This window comes from Streptomyces sp. NPDC048370 (assembly GCF_043200825.1).
Taxonomy (GTDB): Bacteria; Actinomycetota; Actinomycetes; order Streptomycetales; family Streptomycetaceae; genus Streptomyces.
In genome coordinates, this window is sequence record NZ_JBICYI010000013.1 from 1 (window position 1) to 21,290 (window position 21,290).

Annotated in this window: 26 protein-coding genes; 15 read left to right on the plus strand and 11 right to left on the minus strand. The window is 71.4% G+C overall.

All coding sequences use genetic code 11. The annotated features are described in order from the left end of the window. Together ACGFYP_RS25600 and ACGFYP_RS25605 are read left to right on the plus strand one after the other, a co-directional pair. A partial coding sequence (locus ACGFYP_RS25600) for an amino acid ABC transporter permease (RefSeq protein WP_393497908.1) occupies positions 1 to 450 on the plus strand: 450 nt, incomplete at its 5' end. After that, complete coding sequence (locus tag ACGFYP_RS25605; RefSeq protein WP_393497911.1) at positions 447 to 1,208, plus strand: amino acid ABC transporter ATP-binding protein; 762 nt, start codon at positions 447 to 449, stop codon at positions 1,206 to 1,208. The genes ACGFYP_RS25600 and ACGFYP_RS25605, both read left to right, overlap by 4 nt. A 104-nt stretch (positions 1,209 to 1,312) precedes the next feature. On the opposite strand, the gene ACGFYP_RS25610 is transcribed toward ACGFYP_RS25605, so the two are convergent. Continuing rightward, positions 1,313 to 2,077 (minus strand): class I SAM-dependent methyltransferase, encoded by a 765-nt coding sequence (locus ACGFYP_RS25610; RefSeq protein WP_393497914.1) that lies wholly within the window; start codon positions 2,075 to 2,077, stop codon positions 1,313 to 1,315. A 94-nt stretch (positions 2,078 to 2,171) separates the two neighbouring features. On the opposite strand from ACGFYP_RS25610, the gene ACGFYP_RS25615 reads away from it, so the two are divergent. Continuing rightward, positions 2,172 to 2,801, plus strand: coding sequence for a CGNR zinc finger domain-containing protein (locus ACGFYP_RS25615; protein ID WP_393497917.1), 630 nt, complete (start codon positions 2,172 to 2,174; stop codon positions 2,799 to 2,801). Here the strand turns inward: ACGFYP_RS25615 and sodX are convergent. Further along, positions 2,705 to 3,139, minus strand: coding sequence for a nickel-type superoxide dismutase maturation protease (gene sodX / locus ACGFYP_RS25620; RefSeq protein WP_393497920.1), 435 nt, complete (start codon positions 3,137 to 3,139; stop codon positions 2,705 to 2,707). The genes ACGFYP_RS25615 and sodX overlap by 97 nt on opposite strands. A gap of 150 nt (positions 3,140 to 3,289) precedes the next feature. Between sodX and sodN the strand changes: the two genes are divergently transcribed. Then, positions 3,290 to 3,685 (plus strand): superoxide dismutase, Ni, encoded by a 396-nt coding sequence (gene sodN / locus ACGFYP_RS25625; RefSeq protein ID WP_315891151.1) that lies wholly within the window; start codon positions 3,290 to 3,292, stop codon positions 3,683 to 3,685. A gap of 84 nt (positions 3,686 to 3,769) precedes the next feature. Here sodN and ACGFYP_RS25630 read toward each other — a convergent pair whose 3' ends face one another. Beyond that, positions 3,770 to 4,588, minus strand: a complete 819-nt coding sequence (locus ACGFYP_RS25630; RefSeq protein ID WP_393497924.1) for a class I SAM-dependent methyltransferase — start codon at positions 4,586 to 4,588, stop codon at positions 3,770 to 3,772. A gap of 305 nt (positions 4,589 to 4,893) precedes the next feature. On the opposite strand from ACGFYP_RS25630, the gene ACGFYP_RS25635 reads away from it, so the two are divergent. Together ACGFYP_RS25635 and ACGFYP_RS25640 are read left to right on the plus strand one after the other, a co-directional pair. After that, the gene (locus tag ACGFYP_RS25635) at positions 4,894 to 5,109 is read left to right on the plus strand and encodes a DUF6243 family protein (protein WP_361964053.1); all 216 of its coding nucleotides are present in this window, start codon (positions 4,894 to 4,896) and stop codon (positions 5,107 to 5,109) included. Between the two features lie 82 nt (positions 5,110 to 5,191). Further along, complete coding sequence (locus ACGFYP_RS25640; RefSeq protein ID WP_393497928.1) at positions 5,192 to 6,313, plus strand: hypothetical protein; 1,122 nt, start codon at positions 5,192 to 5,194, stop codon at positions 6,311 to 6,313. Positions 6,314 to 6,367: 54 nt separating this feature from the next. Here ACGFYP_RS25640 and ACGFYP_RS25645 read toward each other — a convergent pair whose 3' ends face one another. Both ACGFYP_RS25645 and ACGFYP_RS25650 read right to left on the minus strand, forming a co-directional pair. Beyond that, on the minus strand, positions 6,368 to 6,838 hold the full coding sequence (locus ACGFYP_RS25645; RefSeq protein ID WP_361964057.1) for a GNAT family N-acetyltransferase: 471 nt from the start codon (positions 6,836 to 6,838) through the stop codon (positions 6,368 to 6,370). Between the two features lie 79 nt (positions 6,839 to 6,917). After that, positions 6,918 to 7,874 carry a LysR family transcriptional regulator gene (locus ACGFYP_RS25650; protein ID WP_393497932.1) on the minus strand — a complete coding sequence of 319 codons (957 nt, stop codon included), beginning with the start codon at positions 7,872 to 7,874 and terminating at the stop codon, positions 6,918 to 6,920. Between the two features lie 200 nt (positions 7,875 to 8,074). Here ACGFYP_RS25650 and snpA point away from each other — a divergent pair, with 200 nt between their 5' ends. Both snpA and ACGFYP_RS25660 read left to right on the plus strand, forming a co-directional pair. After that, entirely contained in the window at positions 8,075 to 8,734 is a 660-nt protein-coding gene (snpA, locus tag ACGFYP_RS25655; protein WP_393497935.1) for a snapalysin, read from the plus strand. A 209-nt stretch (positions 8,735 to 8,943) separates the two neighbouring features. After that, the gene (locus ACGFYP_RS25660) at positions 8,944 to 9,402 is read left to right on the plus strand and encodes a group II truncated hemoglobin (RefSeq protein WP_393497938.1); all 459 of its coding nucleotides are present in this window, start codon (positions 8,944 to 8,946) and stop codon (positions 9,400 to 9,402) included. Positions 9,403 to 9,470: 68 nt separating this feature from the next. On the opposite strand, the gene ACGFYP_RS25665 is transcribed toward ACGFYP_RS25660, so the two are convergent. Beyond that, entirely contained in the window at positions 9,471 to 9,890 is a 420-nt protein-coding gene (locus ACGFYP_RS25665) for a DUF6304 family protein (RefSeq protein WP_361964065.1), read from the minus strand. A 469-nt stretch (positions 9,891 to 10,359) separates the two neighbouring features. After that, positions 10,360 to 10,941: a dihydrofolate reductase family protein gene (locus ACGFYP_RS25670; protein ID WP_393497942.1), complete on the minus strand. Its 582-nt coding sequence runs from the start codon at positions 10,939 to 10,941 to the stop codon at positions 10,360 to 10,362. Between the two features lie 130 nt (positions 10,942 to 11,071). Here ACGFYP_RS25670 and ACGFYP_RS25675 point away from each other — a divergent pair, with 130 nt between their 5' ends. After that, positions 11,072 to 11,647: a TetR/AcrR family transcriptional regulator gene (locus ACGFYP_RS25675; RefSeq protein ID WP_393497945.1), complete on the plus strand. Its 576-nt coding sequence runs from the start codon at positions 11,072 to 11,074 to the stop codon at positions 11,645 to 11,647. Between the two features lie 62 nt (positions 11,648 to 11,709). On the opposite strand, the gene ACGFYP_RS25680 is transcribed toward ACGFYP_RS25675, so the two are convergent. Both ACGFYP_RS25680 and ACGFYP_RS25685 read right to left on the minus strand, forming a co-directional pair. Further along, complete coding sequence (locus ACGFYP_RS25680; protein ID WP_393498394.1) at positions 11,710 to 12,753, minus strand: family 2 encapsulin nanocompartment cargo protein polyprenyl transferase; 1,044 nt, start codon at positions 12,751 to 12,753, stop codon at positions 11,710 to 11,712. A gap of 100 nt (positions 12,754 to 12,853) precedes the next feature. Then, positions 12,854 to 14,269 carry a family 2B encapsulin nanocompartment shell protein gene (locus ACGFYP_RS25685; protein ID WP_393497948.1) on the minus strand — a complete coding sequence of 472 codons (1,416 nt, stop codon included), beginning with the start codon at positions 14,267 to 14,269 and terminating at the stop codon, positions 12,854 to 12,856. A gap of 298 nt (positions 14,270 to 14,567) precedes the next feature. Here ACGFYP_RS25685 and ACGFYP_RS25690 point away from each other — a divergent pair, with 298 nt between their 5' ends. Together ACGFYP_RS25690 and ACGFYP_RS25695 are read left to right on the plus strand one after the other, a co-directional pair. Beyond that, entirely contained in the window at positions 14,568 to 15,158 is a 591-nt protein-coding gene (locus tag ACGFYP_RS25690; RefSeq protein ID WP_393497951.1) for an N-acetylmuramoyl-L-alanine amidase, read from the plus strand. 57 nt (positions 15,159 to 15,215) lie between these two features. Further along, positions 15,216 to 16,109, plus strand: a complete 894-nt coding sequence (locus ACGFYP_RS25695) for a 1-aminocyclopropane-1-carboxylate deaminase/D-cysteine desulfhydrase (RefSeq protein ID WP_393497954.1) — start codon at positions 15,216 to 15,218, stop codon at positions 16,107 to 16,109. A gap of 49 nt (positions 16,110 to 16,158) precedes the next feature. On the opposite strand, the gene ACGFYP_RS25700 is transcribed toward ACGFYP_RS25695, so the two are convergent. Next, positions 16,159 to 17,751, minus strand: coding sequence for a Na+/H+ antiporter (locus tag ACGFYP_RS25700; RefSeq protein ID WP_393497957.1), 1,593 nt, complete (start codon positions 17,749 to 17,751; stop codon positions 16,159 to 16,161). A 46-nt stretch (positions 17,752 to 17,797) separates the two neighbouring features. On the opposite strand from ACGFYP_RS25700, the gene ACGFYP_RS25705 reads away from it, so the two are divergent. The 3 genes from ACGFYP_RS25705 to ACGFYP_RS25715 all read left to right on the plus strand — a co-directional run bounded on the left by ACGFYP_RS25705 (position 17,798) and on the right by ACGFYP_RS25715 (position 19,685). Further along, positions 17,798 to 18,058, plus strand: a complete 261-nt coding sequence (locus tag ACGFYP_RS25705; protein WP_393497960.1) for a UBP-type zinc finger domain-containing protein — start codon at positions 17,798 to 17,800, stop codon at positions 18,056 to 18,058. A gap of 257 nt (positions 18,059 to 18,315) precedes the next feature. Next, a complete protein-coding gene (locus tag ACGFYP_RS25710; protein ID WP_361964083.1) occupies positions 18,316 to 18,729 on the plus strand; it encodes an anti-sigma regulatory factor in 414 nt (137 codons plus the stop codon). Continuing rightward, a complete protein-coding gene (locus ACGFYP_RS25715) occupies positions 18,726 to 19,685 on the plus strand; it encodes an RNA polymerase sigma factor SigF (RefSeq protein WP_393497964.1) in 960 nt (319 codons plus the stop codon). The genes ACGFYP_RS25710 and ACGFYP_RS25715 overlap by 4 nt, the downstream gene beginning before the upstream one ends. Before the next feature lie 75 nt (positions 19,686 to 19,760). Here ACGFYP_RS25715 and ACGFYP_RS25720 read toward each other — a convergent pair whose 3' ends face one another. Further along, complete coding sequence (locus ACGFYP_RS25720; protein WP_393497967.1) at positions 19,761 to 20,174, minus strand: hypothetical protein; 414 nt, start codon at positions 20,172 to 20,174, stop codon at positions 19,761 to 19,763. A 91-nt stretch (positions 20,175 to 20,265) separates the two neighbouring features. Here ACGFYP_RS25720 and ACGFYP_RS25725 point away from each other — a divergent pair, with 91 nt between their 5' ends. Then, on the plus strand, positions 20,266 to 21,234 hold the full coding sequence (locus tag ACGFYP_RS25725; RefSeq protein ID WP_393497970.1) for a diacylglycerol/lipid kinase family protein: 969 nt from the start codon (positions 20,266 to 20,268) through the stop codon (positions 21,232 to 21,234). Positions 21,235 to 21,290 lie beyond the last annotated feature (56 nt).

Genomic DNA, 21,290 nt, shown 5'->3' on the forward strand with positions numbered 1-21,290 from the left:
CTCAACGAAGGCGCCTACATGGCCGAGATCGTCCGAGCCGGCATCCAGTCCGTCGACGAAGGACAGACCGAGGCCTCCCACGCACTCGGCATGTCGCAGGCCAAGACCATGCGCCGCGTGGTCCTGCCCCAGTCGATGCGGGTCATCATCCCGCCGACCGGCAACGAGTTCATCAACATGCTCAAGACCTCCTCCCTGGTCGTCGCCGTCCAGTACCCCGACCTGCTGCGCGCCGCACAGGACATCGCCTCGACCTCCTTCGCGGTCATGGAAATGTTCTTCGTCGCCTCCATCTGGTACCTGATCCTCACCAGCGTCTTCAGCGTCGGCCAGTACTACCTCGAACGCCACTACGCCAAGGGCTCGCTGCGCTCCCTGCCACCCACCCCGTGGCAGAAGATCAAGGCGAACCTCGCCCGATTCTCGACCCGCGAGGCGGTGACCCGATGACCCTCATGGTCAAGGCCGAAGGCGTCCACAAGTCCTACGGCCCCGCACACATCCTCAAGGGCATCGACCTCGAGGTGAACAACGGCGAGGTCTTCTGCCTCATCGGCCCCTCCGGCTCCGGCAAGTCCACCTTCCTGCGGTGCATCAACCACCTCGAGAAGATCAACGCCGGCCGCCTCTACGTCGACGGCGAGCTGGTGGGCTACCGCCAGAAGGGCGACAAGCTCTACGAACTGAAGGACAGCGAGGTCGCCGCCCAGCGCCGCGACATCGGCATGGTCTTCCAGCGCTTCAACCTCTTCCCCCACATGACGGCCCTCGCCAACGTCATGGAGGCACCGATCCAGGTGAAGGGCGAGTCGCGTGCGGTCGCCCGGGAACGGGCCGAGCGGCTGCTCGACCGGGTCGGTCTGGCGGACAAGGCGGGGAACTACCCCTCCCAGCTCTCCGGCGGCCAGCAGCAGCGCGTCGCCATCGCCCGCGCACTGGCGATGGAACCCAAGCTGATGCTCTTCGACGAGCCGACCTCCGCCCTCGACCCGGAACTCGTCGGTGACGTCCTCGACGTCATGCGCGACCTCGCCGAGTCCGGCATGACGATGATCGTCGTCACCCACGAGATGGGCTTCGCCCGCGAGGTCGGCGACAACCTCGTCTTCATGGACGGCGGCGTCGTCGTCGAGTCGGGCCACCCCCGCGACGTCCTCACCGACCCCCAGCACGACCGCACCAAGGCCTTCCTCTCCAAGGTGCTGTAGGAGCGGGAATTACACCGAAGGGGCGGTACGGGACGGAACCCGTACCGCCCCTTCGGCGTACGCGCGTACGCGCGTACGCAGACGGTGTACGGCCCTGCTCGGCCCTACTTCAGCGCGAGGAGGAGCGTGTCCGAGGGCGAGGCCCAGACGGCTCGGGCCTCGTCGAACCCCGCGGCGCGGAGGATCTCGGCGTGGCGGCGGACCGAGGGCATGTCGCCGTCGGCGTGCTCGCCGTAGATCTCGAAGCGGCGGGCGGTCGGCTCGGCGAGGACCGGGTCCGCTGCGGCCACGGCCCACCACGCGGCCCAGTCGAGCGCGCCCGCGGACTTGGCGCGGTCCATGGCGGCGTGCCGGTGGGCGCGCTCGGCGGCGTTGATCCGGGGGGTGGTCTCGTCGATCATGTGGTCGGCGTTCATGAAGACGCCGCCGTCCCTGACGAGGCCGGCGAGCTGCCCGTAGAGGGCGGTGAGCGGCTCGGTGTGGAGCCAGTGGAGCGCGGTGGCGGTGAGCACGGCGTCGAAGGGGCCGTGCGGCAGCGTGCCGACCCAGCTCGGGTCCTTGAGGTCGGCGGTCACGAAGGAGACGCGCTCGTCTTCGGCGAAGTAGCCCCGGGCGATGGCGAGCAGGGCGGGGTCGAGGTCGACGCCGACGCTGGTCGCCTTCGGGAACCGCTTGAGGAGCCGATCCGTAATACTCCCTGTACCGCACGCCAGGTCGAGGACGCGGGGCTCCGGCCCCACCACGGCCTCGACCATGTCGAGCATCACGCGGAACCGCTCCTCGCGGTCCGGCATGTACCACTCCTGCTGGCGGTCCCAGCTCTCCTGCCAGGCCGCCCAGTCGGTTCCGGTCGTGGCCGCGTCCGTCATACCATCCCTCCACCCTCTTCGTAATACCCTCGAAGGGGAACCGTCCATTACCCCTTCCGCACCCGACCCTAGACCTCCGCCGTAAGGACTACAAGTGGAACTGGCCTATTACTCGGATTACGCCGTACGTCTGGTCAACACCGAGGAGCCGGCCCGCAACAAGGACTCCCTGACGTCGGTCGAGGCGGTCCGGGAGCTCTTCGGCGAGGCCTCCCAGATGGCCCGGCGGGCGACGGACTCCGACGTGACGCGCTTCCGTTCGGTACGCACCCGGCTGCGGGCGGTCTTCACCGCGGCGGACGAGGGCGAGCACACCCAGGCGGTGGACCTGCTGAACTCACTGCTCCTGGAGTTCCCGGTGAGCCCGCAGATCTCGGGCCACGACTTCCTGGACGACGAGGGGCACCCGCGCTGGCACATGCACCTCGCCGACCACCCCTCGAACGCGACGGCGGGCTTCGCGGCGATCGCGGCGATGGGACTCGCCTTCCACCTCACGGAGTTCGGCGCCGACCGGCTCGGCCTCTGCCAGGCACCGCCGTGCCGCAACGCCTACCTGGACACCTCGACCAACCGCTCGCGCCGCTACTGCTCGGACCGCTGCGCCACGCGCGCGAACGTGGCCGCCTACCGGGCGCGCAAGCGCCTGGAGGCGGAGCGGACCGACGAGACGGGCCTGACGGCGGAGAACAACCAGGAGAGCACCACACCTGCCGACCGCTGACGCCCGGGCGTGACGGGCCGGTACCGCGCCCGTACGCGCCCGAGCACCAGCTCGCCGGGCACGACACCGAACACCCGACTGTCCCCTTCGGCATCGGGATTGTCCCCAAGCACCCACCACCCACCCCCCTGTCGCTCGATCAGACGCTTGACGATGAGGAGATCCTGCTGGAGCGGGTGACGCAGCACGGCCACGTTCCCGGGCCGCAGCCTCGCACCGTAGTGCACGAGGAGCTGATCGCCGTGAAGGAGCGTGGGCACCATGGACACCCCCGTCACCTCGGCGATCCCGAACGGGGGCCCGGCCCCTCGCCCCGGCTCCGGCCTCGCGTCCGCCATCCGGCACCTCCTGATCCGTTCGTCCACTCGTACGCGAGTCCCATGGTGACCCTGGACTTTTGTCCTAAGCCCCTGGGGGCGCTCGCGAAAACCGCCTTCTCGGGGAGTAATCTCCCACCTGAGAAGACGATCACGAGGAAGGACAGCTGAATGCTCTCCCGCCTGTTTGCCCCCAAGGTGAAGGTCAGCGCCCACTGCGACCTCCCCTGCGGTGTCTACGACCCGGCCCAGGCCCGCATCGAGGCCGAGTCGGTCAAGGCCGTCCAGGAGAAGTACCAGGCCAACGAGGACGCGCACTTCCGCGCGCGTGCCACGGTCATCAAGGAACAGCGCGCGGAGCTCGCGAAGCACCACATCTCGGTGCTGTGGAGCGACTACTTCAAGCCCCCGCACTTCGAGAAGTACCCGGAGCTGCACGCGCTCATCAACGACACCCTGAAGGCCCTGTCGGCCGCCAAGGCGTCGACGGACCCGAAGACGGGCGAGAAGGCGCTGGAGCTCATCGCCGAGGTCGACCGCATCTTCTGGGAGACGAAGAAGGCCTGACCTTCTCCCCTCCCACCCCGCACCACCCGAAGGGCCCGCCCGGCAACCCCGGTCGGGCCCTTCGGCGTACGCACCTCGGAAGGGTCACCGACGACAGACGAGGATCCCGCCCGAGCACCGGACCTCGAAGGCGCCGTGACGCTCGATGCGCTCGCGGAGCAGGGCACGTGCCCGCTCGATCGTCGCGTCGAAGGGCACGTCGTACTGATCCGCCCAGGCGCGGTACGAGGCCATGTGGGCGATGACCGGCCCGGGGTCGTGGACGGTGATGGTTCCCGGTAGTTCGACGACCTCCACACGGCTGAACTCTTCGCCGAGGAGGGCCGGGGCCTTCTCCAGGGAGAATCGGGCGCTGAGCGAGATCCGGGCAGGACCGCGCTCGATGCCGAGGACGTCACCGGCGGCCCGCTGCCACAGCTCATCGAGCTCGGCCTTGTCGCGCTCGCTGTTGGTGGAGGCGATCACGAGCCCGTCGCGGGTCACGACCCGGGCCAGCTCCTTGACCGCCTGGGGGATGTCGGGCACGTGGTAGAGCATGTAGAGCGCGAGAGCGCCGTCGACGCTCCCCGACGCCAGCGGAAGCCTCGTCGCCTCCGCCACGGCGACCGGGCCGGGAACGCCGGCGAGGATGCCGGGCGCGATGTCGAGACCGAGCACGGCCAGGTCCGGGCGTTCCTGGCGGAGCCGCCGGGTGAACGTGCCGTTGCCGCAGCCGATGTCGACGACGCGCCCGCGTACGTCGCCCAGCCGCTCGGCGACGAGGCCGGGCAGGTCGTACCGGGGCGTCTGCCACCGGTAGAGCGACTGCCGGGCGGCCAGGTCCCGGTCTCCGTTGTAGGCGCTGCCCGCCAGGCGGGTCCGGTCGGTGACGGCGGCGTCGTGGGCGGCGGACAGATCGGTCACGTCGGCAACTCCGGAGGGTGGGCGGCGGGCGGGGACCCGCGGACGGCCGTGTACGGGAGTCGTTCGCGCAGGCGCAGCGCCTACGCGGATCCACCGTACTGCGGCGCTCGCGGCTCCCGGCTACGGCGGGCGGCGGAAAGACTGGCGTGCGGGGCCGACGGAAGCGGGTAACGTCTTTGTCATGTTCTTCCAGACGCCGATTCACGAGTGAGAGCGTGACGGGCCCCAGCTGACGCTCTTCGACGTCGCCGCCCGTCCCCACCGATGAATCCGTAGATCACTTCACATCATTTCCGGGAGAACCCGTGACCGACAGCAAGAACATCAACAACCCCGTGGGCCAGGGCGGCGGCCAGCGCAAGAAGCTGTCCCGCGCCGAGCGGCAGAACAACGGTCCGCACCGCAACCTCGACCGCCAGAACGCAGCGGACAAGAAGGCGGAGCTGGTGCGCAAGATGCGCGAGAAGACGGGCTCGGTCGAGGGCGCCGGGCAGGCGGGCGACGAATCCGCACAGAGCTGACGCACCGCCGCCGCAGGGCGGCACCGCACGGGGCAGGGCCCGCCGGGGTGGGCGAATCGGCGGGCTCGCTAGGGTGAGCCAAATGATCAAGCAGTCGCCGCACCTGACCCTGGAAGACGCCAGGAAGCTTCAGGCCCAGCTTCGGGCCGAGATCGGGCCCGGGCTCGGTGAGCGGGAACTGGATGCGGTCGAGCGGCGGTTCGGGTTCCGGTTCTCGGGGGATCATCGGGTGTTTCTCTCCGCCGGGCTTCCCCTCGGGTCGCCGCTGTGGCCCGACTGGCGGAACGGGGACCCGGAGGATCTCGCCGAGCGGCTCGCGCGGCCGGTCGAGGGGGTGCTCTTCGACGTGGAGCACAACGGGTTCTGGTACCCGTACTGGAGTCCGCGGCCCCCGGAGATGTCCGAGGCGCTGCTGGTCGCCAAGGCCGAGCTGGCCTCCGTGCCGCAGCTCGTTCCCGTCTACGGCCACCGCTATCTGCCCGGTACGGCGGGCGAGTGGGGCCATCCCGTGCTGTCCGTCCACCAGACCGACATCATCTTCTACGGGGCCGACCTCGCCGACTACGTCCGGCACGAGTTCACCGGCGGGGCGAGCAGCCTCGTCGCCCAGGCGACCGTGGACTTCTGGTCGTACTTCGTCGAGGGCGGTCCTGGCACCGACGTCACCGCGCCCACGCCGTACGCCCCGTACGCCGTCGACGCGCGGGAGGCCGTCGAGAACCTCCGGATGCTGGCTCTGGAGCGCCTGATCGGGCGGCGGCACCACCCCGAGCAGCTGATCGAGGCCGGGCTCTCGGCGCTGCTGCTCGACGTCGAGGCCGAGTCGCTCCCGCTGCTCGCCGGTCTGACGCGTGCCGAGCACGCGGAGGCCGACGGCCTGTTCGAGCGGGTGGTCGACGAACTGGGGCTCGCCCGACAGCTCCCCGCCGATGACACCGACGTCCCCTGGGAGTCGGCCCGCTGGGAGCTCGTACGGTGGTGGCTGCGGCTCGTCGTGACCGGCAGCCTGGCCGCCGGGCCCGGCGGTGACGTGATCACGTACGAGGGCTGGGGCGCCCTCGCCCGACCCGAGCCGCTCCGCCCGCTCGTCGACAAGGTCGACGCGTATTGGGCCGCGGTCCACCGGGGCGCCCGCGAGCAGCAGGACGCGATCGTCGCGGAAGCCGCGCGGCTGCTCGACGGGCCTTGGCCACCGGCCGGGTGATCGGCACGTCCACACGTCGCGCCGTGCCCGCGCGCCGCACTCGCTTGTCGCGCGTCAGCCGGGCTGGTCGACCGCGAGCGAGTAGCGGAGCTTCTGCTTCGACGTGGCGCCCAGGCGGTCGTAGAAGCGGATCGCGCCCTCGTTCCAGGTCGGCGTCTGCCACTGGATCTCCGTCAGGCCGAGGGACCTGGCCTCCTCGCGCAGGGCCGCCATGAAGAGGGGGCCGAGGCCCAGGCCGCGTTCCGTCGCCGAGAGGTAGAGGCAGTCCATGTGGAGGTACTCGGCGCCGTCCCAGGTGGAGAGCTCCGGGGCGCACGTGGCGTAGCCGACCAGGCGGCCGTCGGGGAGCTCCGCCACCAGGCAGCGCAGGCGGGCGCGCTCCCCGAAGAGGAGGGCCGCCAGGCGGGTCGCCAGGCCCGGGGCCGGGGGTGCGGCCTTCTCGTACGCCGCGTGCTCGGCGGCCAGTTCGGCCACCCGGTCGAGGTCCTCGGGGCGGGCGTGCCGGATGCGGGCGGCGGCGGTCATCGGAGGTCCCCCTCGGTTCCCTCCGTGAGGGCGGCCGGCCGCCCCACCACTGGCGCCTTCTCCGGCTTCGTACGATCCGTCATGCCGTCATCATGCCCGCCCCCACCGACATCCCGTTCCGGCGGAGCCACTGCCGGTACGGCGCCGCCCGCAGCGCCGCCTCCCAGTAGGCCTCCGCCAGGTCGTCGTACAGCGGGTCGAGCGCGGCCCCCTCGCGCGCGTAGAGCAGCAGGCGTACCGCCAGGGGGTCGTCCCGTAAGGGACGGATCGCCAGGTCCTCGCGCGGCAACGATGTCGGCTGGCACGGTGCCACGGCCTCGCCGAGGACGATCAGGGACGCCGCCGTGTGGTAGTCGCAGTGGAGCAGCGGCGGGTCGATGCCGGCCTGGCTCAGGACGCGGCGCAGCCCGTCCCACTCGCCGTCGACCGTCGGGTCGACCATCCAGCGGTCCTCGGCGAGGTCGGTCAGCTCCACGACCGGGTGCCGCGCCGCCGGGTGGTCCGGGGCCAACGAGACGAACTGGGGCTCCCGTTCGACCAGGACCCGCACCTGGAGCCCCTCCGGCACCCGCAGCGGGCACCCCTCGACCTCGTGGACGAAGGCCACGTCCAGCTGGCCCGTGGCGACCGACCGCACCAGGGCGTTGGCGGAGACGTCCATGTGGAGCGCGATGTCCGTGCCGGGGAGGCCCTGGCGCAGTCGGCGCAGCCAGCCCGGCAGGGCCCTGCTCGCCGTCGACCCGACCCGCAGCCGGGCCCCGTCGCAGCGCGCCGCCTCGGCCCTGGTCTCGGTGATCAGCGTCGCCATCTGGTCGACCAGCGGCCGGGCCCTGCTGAGCACCGAGCGGCCGAGCGGTGTGGGCCGGCAGCCGGTGCGGCCGCGCGAGAACAGCTCCGCGCCCAGGGAGTTCTCGATCCGGCGCAGCTGTGTCGTCAACGAGGGCTGGCTCATGCCCAGTTGCCGCGCCGCCTTGTGCAGACTGCCCGTCTCCGCGATGGCGCAGAGCGCGCGCAGATGCCTCACCTCCAGCTCCATGCCCTGAGGGTAGGACGGCGCCGGGGGCCGCACCAGACACCCAAGTCGCACCAATTCCCTTTGATTCCAAGGAAGTTAAGACAGAATGAACGGTGCGGACGAGACGCTGGTGATGCCTTCGTGCTATCGCCTGCTGCCATCATCCGTACGCGCCCCGGCTCCCCCGACACTCTCTCCAACCGACCCAGGAGGAGCCCCCCATGCGACACCCCAAGGTCCTCACCGCCTCCCTCGCCGCCACCCTCGGCCTGGGACTCGCCGCCGCGCTCGGCGCCGCCCCGGTGGCCGTGGCCGCGGCGCCCGCCGCCCCGTCCTCGGCGACCGCCGGGTACGCGGCCTACGCCGGATCCGCCGAGGACGCCAAGGCGACCAAGGCGTTCCACGAGGCCGTCATGAAGTCCGTGGCGAAGAAGCGGGCCGCGAACCCCGGCGCGGCCGCCGTCACCGTCGTCTACAACGCCGCCAACGCCCCGAGCTTCCGCACCCAGATCTCCCGTTCCACCCAGATATGGAACAGCTCGGTCGTCAACGTACGGCTGGTGGAGGGCAGCAACGCCGACTTCACCTACTACGAGGGCAACGACTCGCGAGGCTCGTACGCCAGCACCGACGGGCACGGCAACGGCTACATCTTCCTCGACTACCGGCAGAACCAGCAGTACAACTCCACCCGTGTCACCGCCCACGAGACCGGGCACGTCCTCGGCCTCCCCGACCACTACTCGGGCCCGTGCAGCGAGCTGATGTCCGGCGGCGGCCCGGGCACCTCCTGTCAGAACGCCCAGCCCAACGCCCAGGAGCGGGCGCGCGTCGACCAGCTGTGGCGAAACGGCCTCGCCTCGGCGGCCAAGACCTTCTGACCCCCCACCCCCGGAGGGGCGGACGGCTGCGGCCGCCCGCCCCTCCGCGGGTTCCGGAACCGCCGCAGCCCCCCGTGCGCGGCGGAGACCTCCGCGCGTACGGGAGCCCGCCGCACCCACGGACCCGCGTGCCGTGGGCGAACATCCTTGGATTCAGGCGGTGTTGAGTGAATGCTGTGGGGACACATCCCGGATCCCGGAGGCGTCCCGTGACCGCCGAGCACACCGACACCCTGTACGAGGCCGTGGGCGGCGCCGACGCGCTGCGCAGGCTCTCCGACACCTTCTACGAGGCGGTCCTCGCCGATCCCCTCCTCGCGCCCGTCTTCGCCGGCTTCACCCCGGCCCACGTCGAGCACGTGGCCGTCTGGCTGGCCGAGGTGTTCTCGGGGCCCGCCGAGTTCACGGCGGAACTGGGCGGGCACCAGGCCCTGCTCCGCGCCCATCTCGGGCTCGCCATCACCGAGGAGCAGCGGCTGCGCTGGATGGAGTTGATGACGGCGGCGGTGGAGAAGGAGCTGCCGGACGACGCCCTGCTGCGCCGCCGGGTGGTGGAGTACTTCGACTGGGGGACGCGGATCGCCAAGGACGTCTCCGCCTCGGCCCCGGGCACCGATCTCGGTGAGCCCGGCCCCACGCCGCGCTGGGGCTGGAACGGCCTCGCCTGACCACCGGTGAAGCCCTGACCACCGGTGAAGCCCTGACTACCGGGGCGCGCGTGCCGCGCCCCCGAAGGTCAGGCCGTCTGGAGCGGGCGGCGGCCGAACGTCGCGCCTGCCGGGAGCTGGCGCCTCACCCGGTCGAGCGCCTCCTCGAAGTCGCCGCCGGCGATGCCCGATTCGTAGGCCGTCCCGCCGTAGTGCAGCGTCAGGCTGAGGTCCGCCCGCTCGCCGAGCGTCAGCAGACAGCCGAGGGTGGCCTGCTGGGTGGCGCCGTCCACGACGACAGGAAGCGGCAGGTCCCATTCCAGGACGCACCCGGTGAGGGCCTCGCCGCCCTTCTCCGCCGCGCTCAGCGCGGCGAAGCTCGCGCCCGTGTACGCGACTCCCCTGATGCTGGCGGACACGTGCCGTCCGTCCACCGTGATCGCGATCGCTTCCGCGCCGCTGCGGTCCCGGTACCAGCCGGTCCAGACTTCTGTCGACTCCGATGACATGCGCGGACTGTAGCGTCCGGAACGGTTCCTTCGCGCGACCCGGTCACCCTGTGGCCGGACTTCTCCCGATCTCGCCGTTCTTGCCGGTCACGTGCGTGCCGGTGGCTTCCGTGCCACCTTCGGGAGCGGGCGCGGGGGCGCCTGTCGGGTCCCCCGCCGCGGACCCTGCCGCGAGGTCTTCTCCCGACCCTGCTCCCGATCCTCCACCAGGCCCTGCCGGCTCTGCCGACGTCCCCTGCGGGCCGTCGCTCTCCCCGTCGACACCCTCAGGTCCGACGTACCGCGCGCACCGCGGATTCCGGCACGGCTGCACTTCCCACTCCGGCACCCAGGCCCCCAGGACCTTGTGCCGCTTCGCGTGGATACCGACGGGGTGTCCGCAGGCCTCGCACGTGGGCGTGGCCTGCGGGTCCCGTACCGTACGCGGGGTCTCGCTGCCCATACCTCCCAGGGTAGGGCGCGCCTCCGGTCACCGCTTCCTGGTGTACGTCCGGACGAGCGTGCCGTTGTCGAAGACGCGCACCTCGCCCAGCTCGAAGTCGCGGGGCGCGAAGTCGGCGCCGAACATCGGCGTGCCTGCGCCGTAGACCTGCGGGTACGTCTTGATGATCAGCTCGTCGATCTCGTCGACCAGCGCGCCGGCGATCTGCGAACCGCCGCAGACCCAGATGCCGAGCGGGCTGTCCTCGGCCTTGAGCTCGCGCACCCGGCCGACCAGGTCGTCGGCGATCAGCTCGACGTTCGGGTCGGGCGACTCGGTGAGGGAGCGGGTCGCGACGATCTCCCGCAGGTGGGCGAAGGGGCTGGTGACGCCGACGTCCAGGGCGACCTTGTAGGACTTCAGGCCCTGGATGACGGTGTCGAAACGTTTGTGTTCGGAGTCGACCCCGAGGGCCTCGCGCCCCTGCGCGGAGATCGTCTCGGGGTACTCGCCCGTCAGGAACTCCAGGAACTGCGCGTCCGCGAACTGGTACATGGACGCGGCGTCACCATCGGGGTCACCGATGAAGCCGTCGATGGAGCAGGCGATGAAGTAGGTGAGCTTGCGCAAACCAGTCCTTTTCGTTCTTCGAGGTGTGAGCTGCGGTCGCAACCACGACGGCTATAGTGCTTCACCTGTAGTGGTTACGCAAGAGCTATCTTCCGAAGAAATCCAAAAAGAAGCGGAATCAGGAGGCCCGGTGGCCAGGAACCAGGAACGCCGTACGACCCTGCTCGACGCGGCGATCGAGGTGCTCGGGGACGAGGGGGCCCGCGGGCTCACCTTCCGGGCCGTCGACGCCCGGGCGGGCGTCCCCACGGGCACCTCGTCCAACTACTTCACCGACCGGGACCAGCTGCTCTCGCAGGTCGCGGACCGGATCTTCGTCCGGATGACCCCGGAGCCGGATTCGCTCGTCGCGGCCTTGGAGCCGAAGCCCAGCCGGGAGCTCGTCGTCGAGCTGATGCGCTGGGTCGCCCGGCGGATGGCCGCCGAGCGCACCTGCTATCTGGGCCTCTTCGAACTCCGGCTGGAGGCCACGCGGCGCCCGGAGCTGCGCACGCAGCTCACGAAGGTGCTGCGCACCGATCTCGCATACAACATCCGCACGCACGTCGAGAACGGCATGCCGGGCGACGCGGACACGGTCCGGCTGCTCTACTTCGCCCTCACCGGGCTGCTCTTCGACCACTTCACGGTCCCCGGCCTCCACGACGACCGCGAGCTGGACGACCTCATCGAGACCCTGGTCAGCCGGATCGTCCCGGAGGCCTGACCGTTCGCCACAGCGCGCCGGTCACCCCGCCCGCCCCGGTCACCCAGCCCGCCCCCGGTCGCTCACCGCGTCCGGCGGGTGACGAACTCCGCCAGGGACAGCAGGTCCCCGGCCGCCGCCAGGTCCGGCACCGCCCGGGAGAGTTGCTGCACGGCGCGGGCCATCCGGTCGGCCGCCTGGGTCTGCGCCCAGTCCCGGCCGCCCGCCCGCTCGACCGCGTCCGCCGCCGCCCGTACGGCCGCGGCGTCGAGTTCCGTACGGGCGTACAGCTCGGCCAGCTCCTCCCCCGCCGGCGTACCCGAGGCGAGCGCCGCGACCACCGGCAACGACTTCTTGTGCGCGACGAGGTCCGCGCCCGCCGGCTTGCCCGTGCGCTCCGGGTCGCCCCAGATGCCGATCAGGTCGTCGATGAGCTGGAAGGCGAGCCCGGCCTCCCGGCCGAACGCGTCCATCGCCGCGACCTCCTCCTCCCCCGCGCCCGCGTACAGCGCGCCGAGGGCACACGCGCAGCCGAGCAGGGCGCCCGTCTTGGCGGTGGCCATCGCCAGACACTCGTCCAGGCTCACCTCGCGCGGGCCGCGGTGCTCGAAGGCGCAGTCCGCCTGCTGCCCGGCGCAGAGCTCGATGACGCAGGCGGCGAGCCGGGCCGAGGCGGCGGCCGAGGCCGGGTGGCCGTCCTCGGCGAGCAGTCGAAGGGCCAGCGCGAACATGGCGTCGCCCGCGATCAGCGCGTCGGGGATGCCGAACACCGTCCAGGCCGTGGGCCGGTGCCGGCGGGTCGGGTCCTCGTCCACGATGTCGTCGTGGAGCAGCGTGAAGTTGTGCGCGAGCTCCACGGCTGCGGCGGCCCGCACGGCGGGCGCCGGGTCACCGCCGAGCGCGCGGGTGGCGGCGAGCACGAGCGCGGGCCGGATCGCCTTGCCCGTCTGCCCGGAGTCCGGGGAGCCGTCGGCCCGCTCCCAGCCGAAGTGGTACATCGCGACGCGGCGTATGGAGCCGGGCAACGACTCGATGGTCGACCGCAGTTGGGGATGGACGACGCTCCGTGTCTGGTCGAGGAACGCCACGGCGCCCTGGGTGTCGCCCACGGCATCCGCCCGGGTCATGGTCACGCTTCCCCCCTCTTTCGTGAATCGCTGGGCGTGCGGGGTCGGGGCGGGGGGGCCGGTCGGCGCGGCCCCCCGCCACGGTCACCGGGCCGGCGCGTCAGCGCCAGCGGCTGACCTCCACGTTCTCCAGGACTCCGAGCGCGTCGGGCACGAGGATCGCGGCCGAGTAGTACGCCGTGACCAGGTAGGAGATGATCGCCTGCTCGTCGATGCCCATGAAGCGCACGGAGAGGCTGGGCTCGATCTCGTCCGGGATGCCGGTCTGGTGCAGACCGATCACGCCCTGCTCGTCCTCGCCCGTACGCATGCAGATGATGGACGTGGTCCGGGCGTCCGAGACGGGGATCTTGTTGCTCGGGTAGATCGGGACACCGCGCCAGGTCGGGATCCGATTGCCGTTGATCTCGATGGACTCGGGGACGAGGCCCCGTCGGTTGCACTCGCGACCGAAGGCGGCGATGGCGCGCGGGTGGGCGATGAACATCTTCGAGCCCCGGCGCCGGGAGAGGAGCTCGTCCATGTCGTCGGGGCTGGGCACGCCGTCGTGCGGCTGGAGGCGCTGTTCGTAGTCGCAGTTGGAGAGCAGGCCGAACTCGCGGTTGTTGATCAGCTCGTGCTCCTGGCGCTCGCGCAGCGCCTCGACCGTGAGCCGCAACTGCTGCTCGGTCTGGTTCATCGGCTGGTTGTACAGGTCGGCGACGCGGCTGTGGACCTTCAGGACCGTCTGCGCGACCGACAGTTCGTACTCGCGCGGCGAGGCGTCGTAGTCCACGTACGTGTGCGGGACGACGGCCTCGCCGACGTGGCCGGCGGAGAGGTCGATCGCGGCCTCGCCGAACTTGTTGGTGCGCTGGTGGGGCAGTGCGGCGACGCTCGCGAGGTGCTCGGCGAGCGAGGTGGCCCGCTCGGCGAGGTTGCGCACGTCGGCGTGGGTGAGTTCGAGGACGGTGCAGGCGGTGGCCGCGCGGGCGGTCCACTCCCACGTGGCGTCCGGGTGGGTCAGCGCGCTGTCGCCGAAGTGCGCGCCGTCGGCGAGGACGCCGATGATCGCCTCGTCGCCGTACGGCCCCTCGCCGATCTGCTCGACCTTGCCGTGCGCCAGGAGGTGGACGCGGTCGGTGGGCTCGCCGGCGGTGGCGATGATCTCTCCCGGCGCGTACTCGCGCTGGCGGCACCGCGAGGCGAGTTCGTTGAGGGCCTCCTCGTCGTCGTAGCCGCGCAGCGCGGGGAGTTCGCCGAGCTCCGCGGGGATGACGGCGACGCGCTCACCGGTCTGGACGAAGGTGACGCGGCCGTCTCCCACGGAGTAGCTGAGCCTCCGGTTCACCCGGTAGGTACCGCCCTGGACCTGCACCCACGGCAGCATGCGCAGGAGCCACCGGGAGGTGATCTCCTGCATCTGCGGTGCCGACTTGGTGGTGGTCGCCAGGTTCCGCGCGGCGGCGGTACCGAGACTCTGCTGCGGTGTCGCCTGATCCGCGCGGACCTCGTCGCCAACCGAACCAACGGACATGGAACTCCCTCTCGATGTGAATGAACTGCGAGAGGAAGCCTTTCAGCACGGAGAGTGCGGGCGCCATTACACAAATGAGTGGGAGTGATCGGCTCCCGACTGGGCATGTCACTCGGTTTCCACTCGAACAGCTCAGCCCCGTCCGGCTCATGGCGCGGTGTCCGGATCGGCTCGCACAGGGCCCGAACGGATGGCCGCGGAGCGGCTCCCTCCGGTACTCCGGTACGCGGGTGCCTCGGCCCCCGCCCGTTCCGCTTCTCCGTTGTCCCGCTGTCCCGCTATCCCGAAGGAGGCGGTCATGGCCCCACCCTTGTCCGCGAGCAGGTTCCTCGACGCCCTGGGCGACGAGGGCCTCTCGGTCGTCCAGGTCGGCGACTGGCGTACGCACAACCGCAACCACAAGGGCCCCTGGGGCCCGGTCCACGGCGTGATGATCCATCACACGGTCACCCGCGGCACCCCGAACACGGTCCGGCTCTGCCGGGACGGCTACGAGGCCCTGCCCGGGCCGCTCTGCCACGGCGTGATCGCCAAGGACGGCACGGTCCATCTGGTCGGCTACGGCCGGGCCAACCACGCGGGCGCGGGCGACGGCGACGTCCTGCGGGCGGTCATCGCCGAGCAGGGCCTCCCGCCGGACAACGAGGCCACGACGGACGGCAACCGGCACTTCTACGGCTTCGAGTGCGAGAACCTCGGTGACGGGGTCGACCCCTGGCCCAAGGTCCAGCTGGAGGCCATCGAGAAGGCCGCGGCGGCGCTCTGCCGGGCGCACGGCTGGACCCAGCGCTCGGTGATCGGCCACCTGGAGTGGCAGCCGGGGAAGGTCGACCCGCGCGGCTTCACCATGGCCTCGATGCGCGAGCGGATCGCCGAGCGGCTGCGGTAGCCGAAACCCTGGGGAGCCGAACCCACGCGCGCGTGCGGCGCGCCGGACAATGGCCGGGTGAACGCGTTCGACCTCTCCCGCCTACGGCCCCGGCTCCCGTCCCCCCTGGAGCCGGTCGAGGACGAGCGCTTCACCCGCCACGGCCTGCGGCTGCTGCTCAAGCGCGACGACCTGATCCATCCGGACCTGCCCGGCAACAAGTGGCGGAAGCTCGCGCTCAACCTGCGCGCGGCGGACGGCCGCCCGGTGCTGACGTTCGGCGGCGCGTACTCCAACCACCTGCGCGCGACGGCCGCTGCGGGCCGGCTGCTCGGCTTCGACACGATCGGCGTCGTACGGGGCCAGGAGCTGGCCGACCGGCCCCTGAACCCCTCGCTGGCGCGGTGCGCGGCGGACGGGATGCGGCTGGTGTTCGTGGACCGTGCCACGTACCGGGCGAAGTCGGATCCGGAGGTGCTGGCCGGACTGCTCGCCCGGTCCCCTTCGGGGACGTACGTCGTCCCTGAGGGCGGCAGCAACGCGCTGGCCGTCGAGGGCTGCGTGGAGCTCGGCCGCGAGCTGCGCGGGGTCGCGGACGTGGTCGCCGTCGCCTGCGGCACCGGTGGCACGCTCGCGGGCCTGGCGGCCGGTCTGGACCCCGGACAGAGGGCGCTCGGCGTCCCGGTCCTCAGGGGCGGTTTCCTGGGCGAGGAGGTACGCGCCCTGCAGCGCGCCGCGTTCGGCGGCCGCCGGGGCGACTGGAGCCTCGACGAGCGGTTCCACGGCGGCGGTTACGCCCGTACGAACCCGGCGCTCGACGCGTTCGCCGAGGAGTTCGGGGCGCGGCATGGACTCGCCATCGAGCGACTGTATGTCGCCAAAATGCTCTACGGCCTCGTCGCCCTCGCCGAGGAGGGCGCGTTCGCCCCGGGAACGAGGATCGCGGCGGTGGTGACGGGCGCCCCGTCCTGAGCCCCGCGCCCGGGCCCCCGCTGAGGCGCCCGGGTCCCGCGACCGGCCGTCAGGTCTCCTCGCGGTAGGCCGCCGCCTCCTCCAGGTCGAGCCTGCGCAGCAGCGTGCGCAGCATCTCGTCGTCGATGCGGCGCTCGTCCCTCAGTCGTACGAACACCTCGCGCTCGGCGTCGATCATCTCGCCCGCGAGCCTGCGGTAGGTGTCGTCGGCGGTCTCGCCGGTGACCGCGTTGACCGAACCGAGGCGCTCCCAGACGGCGTTGCGGCGCCGCTCCATGACCGTGCGGAGCCGGTCGGAGAGGGGCTCGGGCAGGGCGTTGCGATCGTCGGCCAGCAGGGCCTCCAGGCGCTCCTCCGCCGCCCGGGACGCCTCGCTCTGGGCCTGCGCCTCGGCCAGGGTCTCCTGGTACGTGTCGCGGGCGGGGAGCTTCAGGAGCCGGATCAGCGGGGGCAGGGTGAGGCCCTGCACGACCAGGGTCCCGATGACGGTGGTGAAGGTGAGGAAGAGGACCAGGTTGCGGGCGGGGAACTCCACCCCGTCCGTCATCACCGGGATGGAGAAGGCGATGGCGAGGGAGACGACGCCGCGCATGCCGGCCCAGCCGACGATCAGCGGCGTCCTCCAGTTCACCCCCGGTTCCCGTTCCCTGATCCGCTTCGACAACCGTCGCGGCAGGAAGGTCGCGGGGTAGACCCAGACGAAGCGGACGACGACGACGGCCACGAAGACCCCCACGGCGTACCGGACCGCCTCGCCGATCCCGTACCGCCCGAGGCCCTCGACGACGTACGGCAGCTGGAGGCCGATGAGGGCGAAGACGGCGGACTCCAGGATGAAGGCGACCATCTTCCACACGGCCTCCTCCTGGAGGCGGGTCGCGAAGTCCACCTGCCAGTTGCGGTGTCCGAGGAAGAGGCCGACGACGACCACGGCGAGGACCCCGGAGGCGCCGACCTGTTCCGCCGCCGCGTAGGCGACGAAGGGGATCAGGAGCGACATGGTGTTCTGCAGCAGGGCCTCGCCGAGATGGCAGCGGAGCCAGTGGATGGGGACCATCAGGACGAGGCCGACGCCGATCCCGCCGACCGCCGCGAGCGCGAACTCGCCGAGACCGCCCGCCCAGCTGACGCCCTCGCCGACGGCGGCGGCGAGGGCGACCTTGAAGGCGGTGATGGCGGTGGCGTCGTTCACCAGGGACTCGCCCTGGAGGATGGTGGTTAGCCGGTTCGGCAGCCCGAGCTTGCGGGCGATCGCGGTCGCCGCGACCGCGTCCGGCGGCGCGACGACCGCGCCGAGGACGAGCGCCGCCGTCAGCGGCAGGTCCGGGACGAGGACGTACGCGAGCCAGCCGACGGCGACGGTGGCGAAGAGGACGTACCCGACCGAGAGCAGGGCGACGGGCCGGATGTTGGCCCGTAGGTCGAGGTAGGAGGAGTCCACGGCCGCCGTGTAGAGGAGCGGGGGCAGGATGAGCGGCAGGATGATGTGCGGGTCGAGGGTGTAGTCGGGGACGCCGGGCACGTACGCGGCGGCGAGGCCGACGGCCACCAGGAGGAGCGGCGCCGGCACGGGTGTCCTGCGGGCCAGACCCGCCACCGCGGCGCTCGCCGCGACCAGCCCCACCAACTGCAGTGCGTCCATCCGTCGGCCCCGTCCCCGGCTCGTTCCAGCACGTAACCTGGCCATCATGAGCGAGTGCCCGCACGTTGCCGACATGCCGCGCCCCGAACCCCCGCCGCTGACCGACACCTGCCTCGAGTGTCTGAGCGACGGGACGCACCCCGTTCAGCTGCGGCTCTGCCTCAGCTGTGGGCACGTGGGCTGCTGCGACTCCTCGGCGGGGCGGCACGCGACCGGGCACTTCTCGACCACCGGTCACCCGGTGATGCGGACCTTCGAGCCGAACGAGCGCTGGCGCTGGTGTTTCGTGGACGGTTCGATCGTCTGAGGGCTGGGTACGACACCCCGGCAATCGGCTGTCGGCCGCTCACAATTGGGACCCGCACACCTCTAGCCACTGTCCGTACTCATGGCCTTACCATGAGTGACAGACGGGGCGGAGGTCCCGACCGGGGCCCACGGCGACACGGCAGCATGGATCGCGATAGCGTCACGGCGGATTGCGCAACCGACTGCGCACCGCCCGGTTCGGGGGGCTTTCTCCCCCCGGGCCCCGAATGAGCTTGTGCCACCTTGGAGGTGAGGGTGTCCCAGATCGCAGGCGAGCCCGGGTCCCAGGACTTCGTGGAAGTCCGGCTGCCCGCTGCGGGTGCCTACCTGTCCGTGCTGCGTACGGCCACGGCCGGTCTCGCGGCGCGCTTGGACTTCACCCTCGACGAGATCGAGGACTTGCGGATCGCGGTCGACGAGGCGTGCGCCATCCTGCTCCAGCAGGCCGTACCGGGTTCCGTCCTCAGCTGCGTCTTCCGGCTGGTCGGGGACTCCCTCGACGTGACGGTCTCCGCCCCCACCACGGACGGCCGGGCCCCTGAGCGGGACACCTTCGCCTGGACGGTGCTCTCCGCGCTGGCCGGGAAGGTCGAGTCGACCGTGGCGGACGACAAGACGGTCTCCATCAGCCTGTACAAACAGCGCGGCGCGGGGCCAGGCCCGGCGTGAGGAGCGGGGACGCGACGGCCGGCATCCCTGAGCAGCAGGCGCGGCCGCATCCGGAGGTCGAGGTCGAGGTCGAGGTCGCTACGGAGCAGGCGGTCCACATGAGCGAGCACGAGCAGCACAACGAGGTCCCGAAGGACGCCGAGCCGCAGAAGGCAGAGGACGTTCCCGAGGTTCCGGACGTCCCGGAGGAGGCTCCGGATCCGCACGACCGGAGCGGGGCGCGCGCGCTCTTCATCGAGCTGCGGGAGCTCCCGGAGGGCTCGGCGGAGAAGGCGGAGCTGCGCAACCAGCTGGTACGGATGCACCTGCCGCTGGTCGAGCACCTGGCGCGGCGGTTCCGGAACCGCGGCGAGCCGCTGGACGACCTGACGCAGGTCGCGACGATCGGTCTGATCAAGTCGGTGGACCGCTTCGACCCGGAGCGCGGCGTCGAGTTCTCGACGTACGCGACGCCGACGGTCGTCGGCGAGATCAAGCGGCACTTCCGGGACAAGGGCTGGGCGGTGCGCGTGCCGCGCCGGCTCCAGGAGCTGCGGCTCTCCCTGACGACGGCGACGGCGGAGCTGTCCCAGCTGCACGGCCGTTCCCCGACGGTGCACGAGCTCGCGGAGCGGCTCGGGATCTCCGAGGAGGAGGTCCTGGAGGGCCTGGAGTCGGCGAACGCCTACTCGACGCTCTCCCTGGACGTGCCCGACACGGACGACGAGTCCCCGGCGGTCGCGGACACGCTCGGCGCGGAGGACGAGGCTCTGGAGGGGGTCGAGTACCGGGAGTCGCTCAAGCCGCTCCTGGAGGACCTGCCACCACGGGAGAAGCGGATCCTGCTGCTTCGCTTCTTCGGCAACATGACCCAGTCGCAGATCGCGCAGGAGGTCGGCATCTCGCAGATGCACGTCTCCCGCCTGCTGGCGCGCACGCTGGCCCAGCTGCGGGAGAAGCTCCTCGTCGAGGAGTAGTCAGGAGCGGCGCGGAGTCGCGGGCGGGACGGTTTCGGCCGTCACGCCTCGCCGCGGCGGGGGCGGCTGCGGCCGTTACGCCTCGCCGCGGCGGCCGATGCCCAGGGCCTCGGTCGTCGCGGGGTTCACGAGCAGCACCAGGCCGGTGACGGCGAGGACGGCGAGGGCGATCCCGGCGGGGATCATGGCACTGTTCGCCTGGAGGAGCTGCCAGGCGACCGGCAGCGCCAGGATCTGCGTGATGATCGCCGGCCCTCGGCTCCAGCCGCGGCGCAGCAGCAGGCCGCGCGCGGCGGCGCCCGGGATGAGGCCGAGCGCGATCAGGGTCGCCCCGCCCATGACCGCCTGCGTCAGGCCGTCGGGGTCTCCGGTGAGCGCGGTCACGAGCACGTACGCGCCCCCGATCATCAGCGCGAGGGCTTCGATTCCGGCCACCGCGGCCGCCGCGGTCAACCGGACAGGGCGGGGAGTCTGCTCCGTACTGCTCATACCCGGCAGGGTAGCCGGGACGGCCTCCGGAGCCGTCCGGCAGGTGGCCACGACTGGGAATCAGTACCGCCGGGTAGGTACCCTGGCGGCCATGCGCGCACTTCTCGTGGTCAATCCGGCAGCCACCACCACCAGTGCCCGCACCCGTGACGTCCTCATCCACGCCCTCGCGAGCGAGATGAAGCTGGAGGCCGTCACCACCGAGTACCGGGGGCACGCGCGCGACCTCGGTCGCCGGGCCGCCGACTCGGACGACATCGAGCTGGTCGTCGCCCTCGGTGGCGACGGGACGGTGAACGAGGTCGTCAACGGACTCCTGCACGACGGTCCGGATCCGGACCGGCTGCCGGGTCTCGCGATCGTGCCCGGCGGCTCCACCAATGTCTTCGCCCGCGCGCTCGGGCTGCCCAACGACGCGGTCGAGGCGACGGGCGCGCTGCTCGACGCGCTCCGTGAGCGCCGTGCACGCACAGTGAGCCTCGGGCTCGCGTCCGGCACGCCGGGGACCGAGGACGAGGGCGTCCCGTCCCGCTGGTTCACGTTCTGCGCCGGGCTCGGTTTCGATGCCGGTGTCATCGGGCGAGTCGAACAGCAGCGGGAGCGCGGCAAGAGATCCACGCACGCGCTCTACCTCCGCCAGGTGTTCCGCCAGTTCCTGGAGGAGCCGCACCGCCGGCGCGGCACGATCACCCTGGAGCGCCCCGGCGAGGCCCCGGTCGAGGACCTTGTCCTCTCCATAATCTGCAACACCTCCCCCTGGACCTACCTGGGCAATCGTCCGGTGTACGCGTCCCCGGAGGCCTCCTTCGAGACCGCGCTCGACGTCCTCGGACTGAGCCGTCTCTCGACCCCGGCGGTGGCCCGGTACGCCACCCAGCTGCTCACTTCGAGCCCCGATCGCGGCCCGCACGGCAAGCACGCACTGTCTCTGCACGATCTGACGGACTTCACCTTGCATTCGAAGGTTCCGCTGCCGCTGCAGATGGACGGAGACCACCTGGGACTGCGTACGAGCGTGACGTTCACAGGCGTACGCCGTGCACTGCGTGTGATTGTGTGAGTGGAAGGGCCGAAAGTCCTTTCACTCGAACGTTTAGGCTGCCATCCACCCCTTAG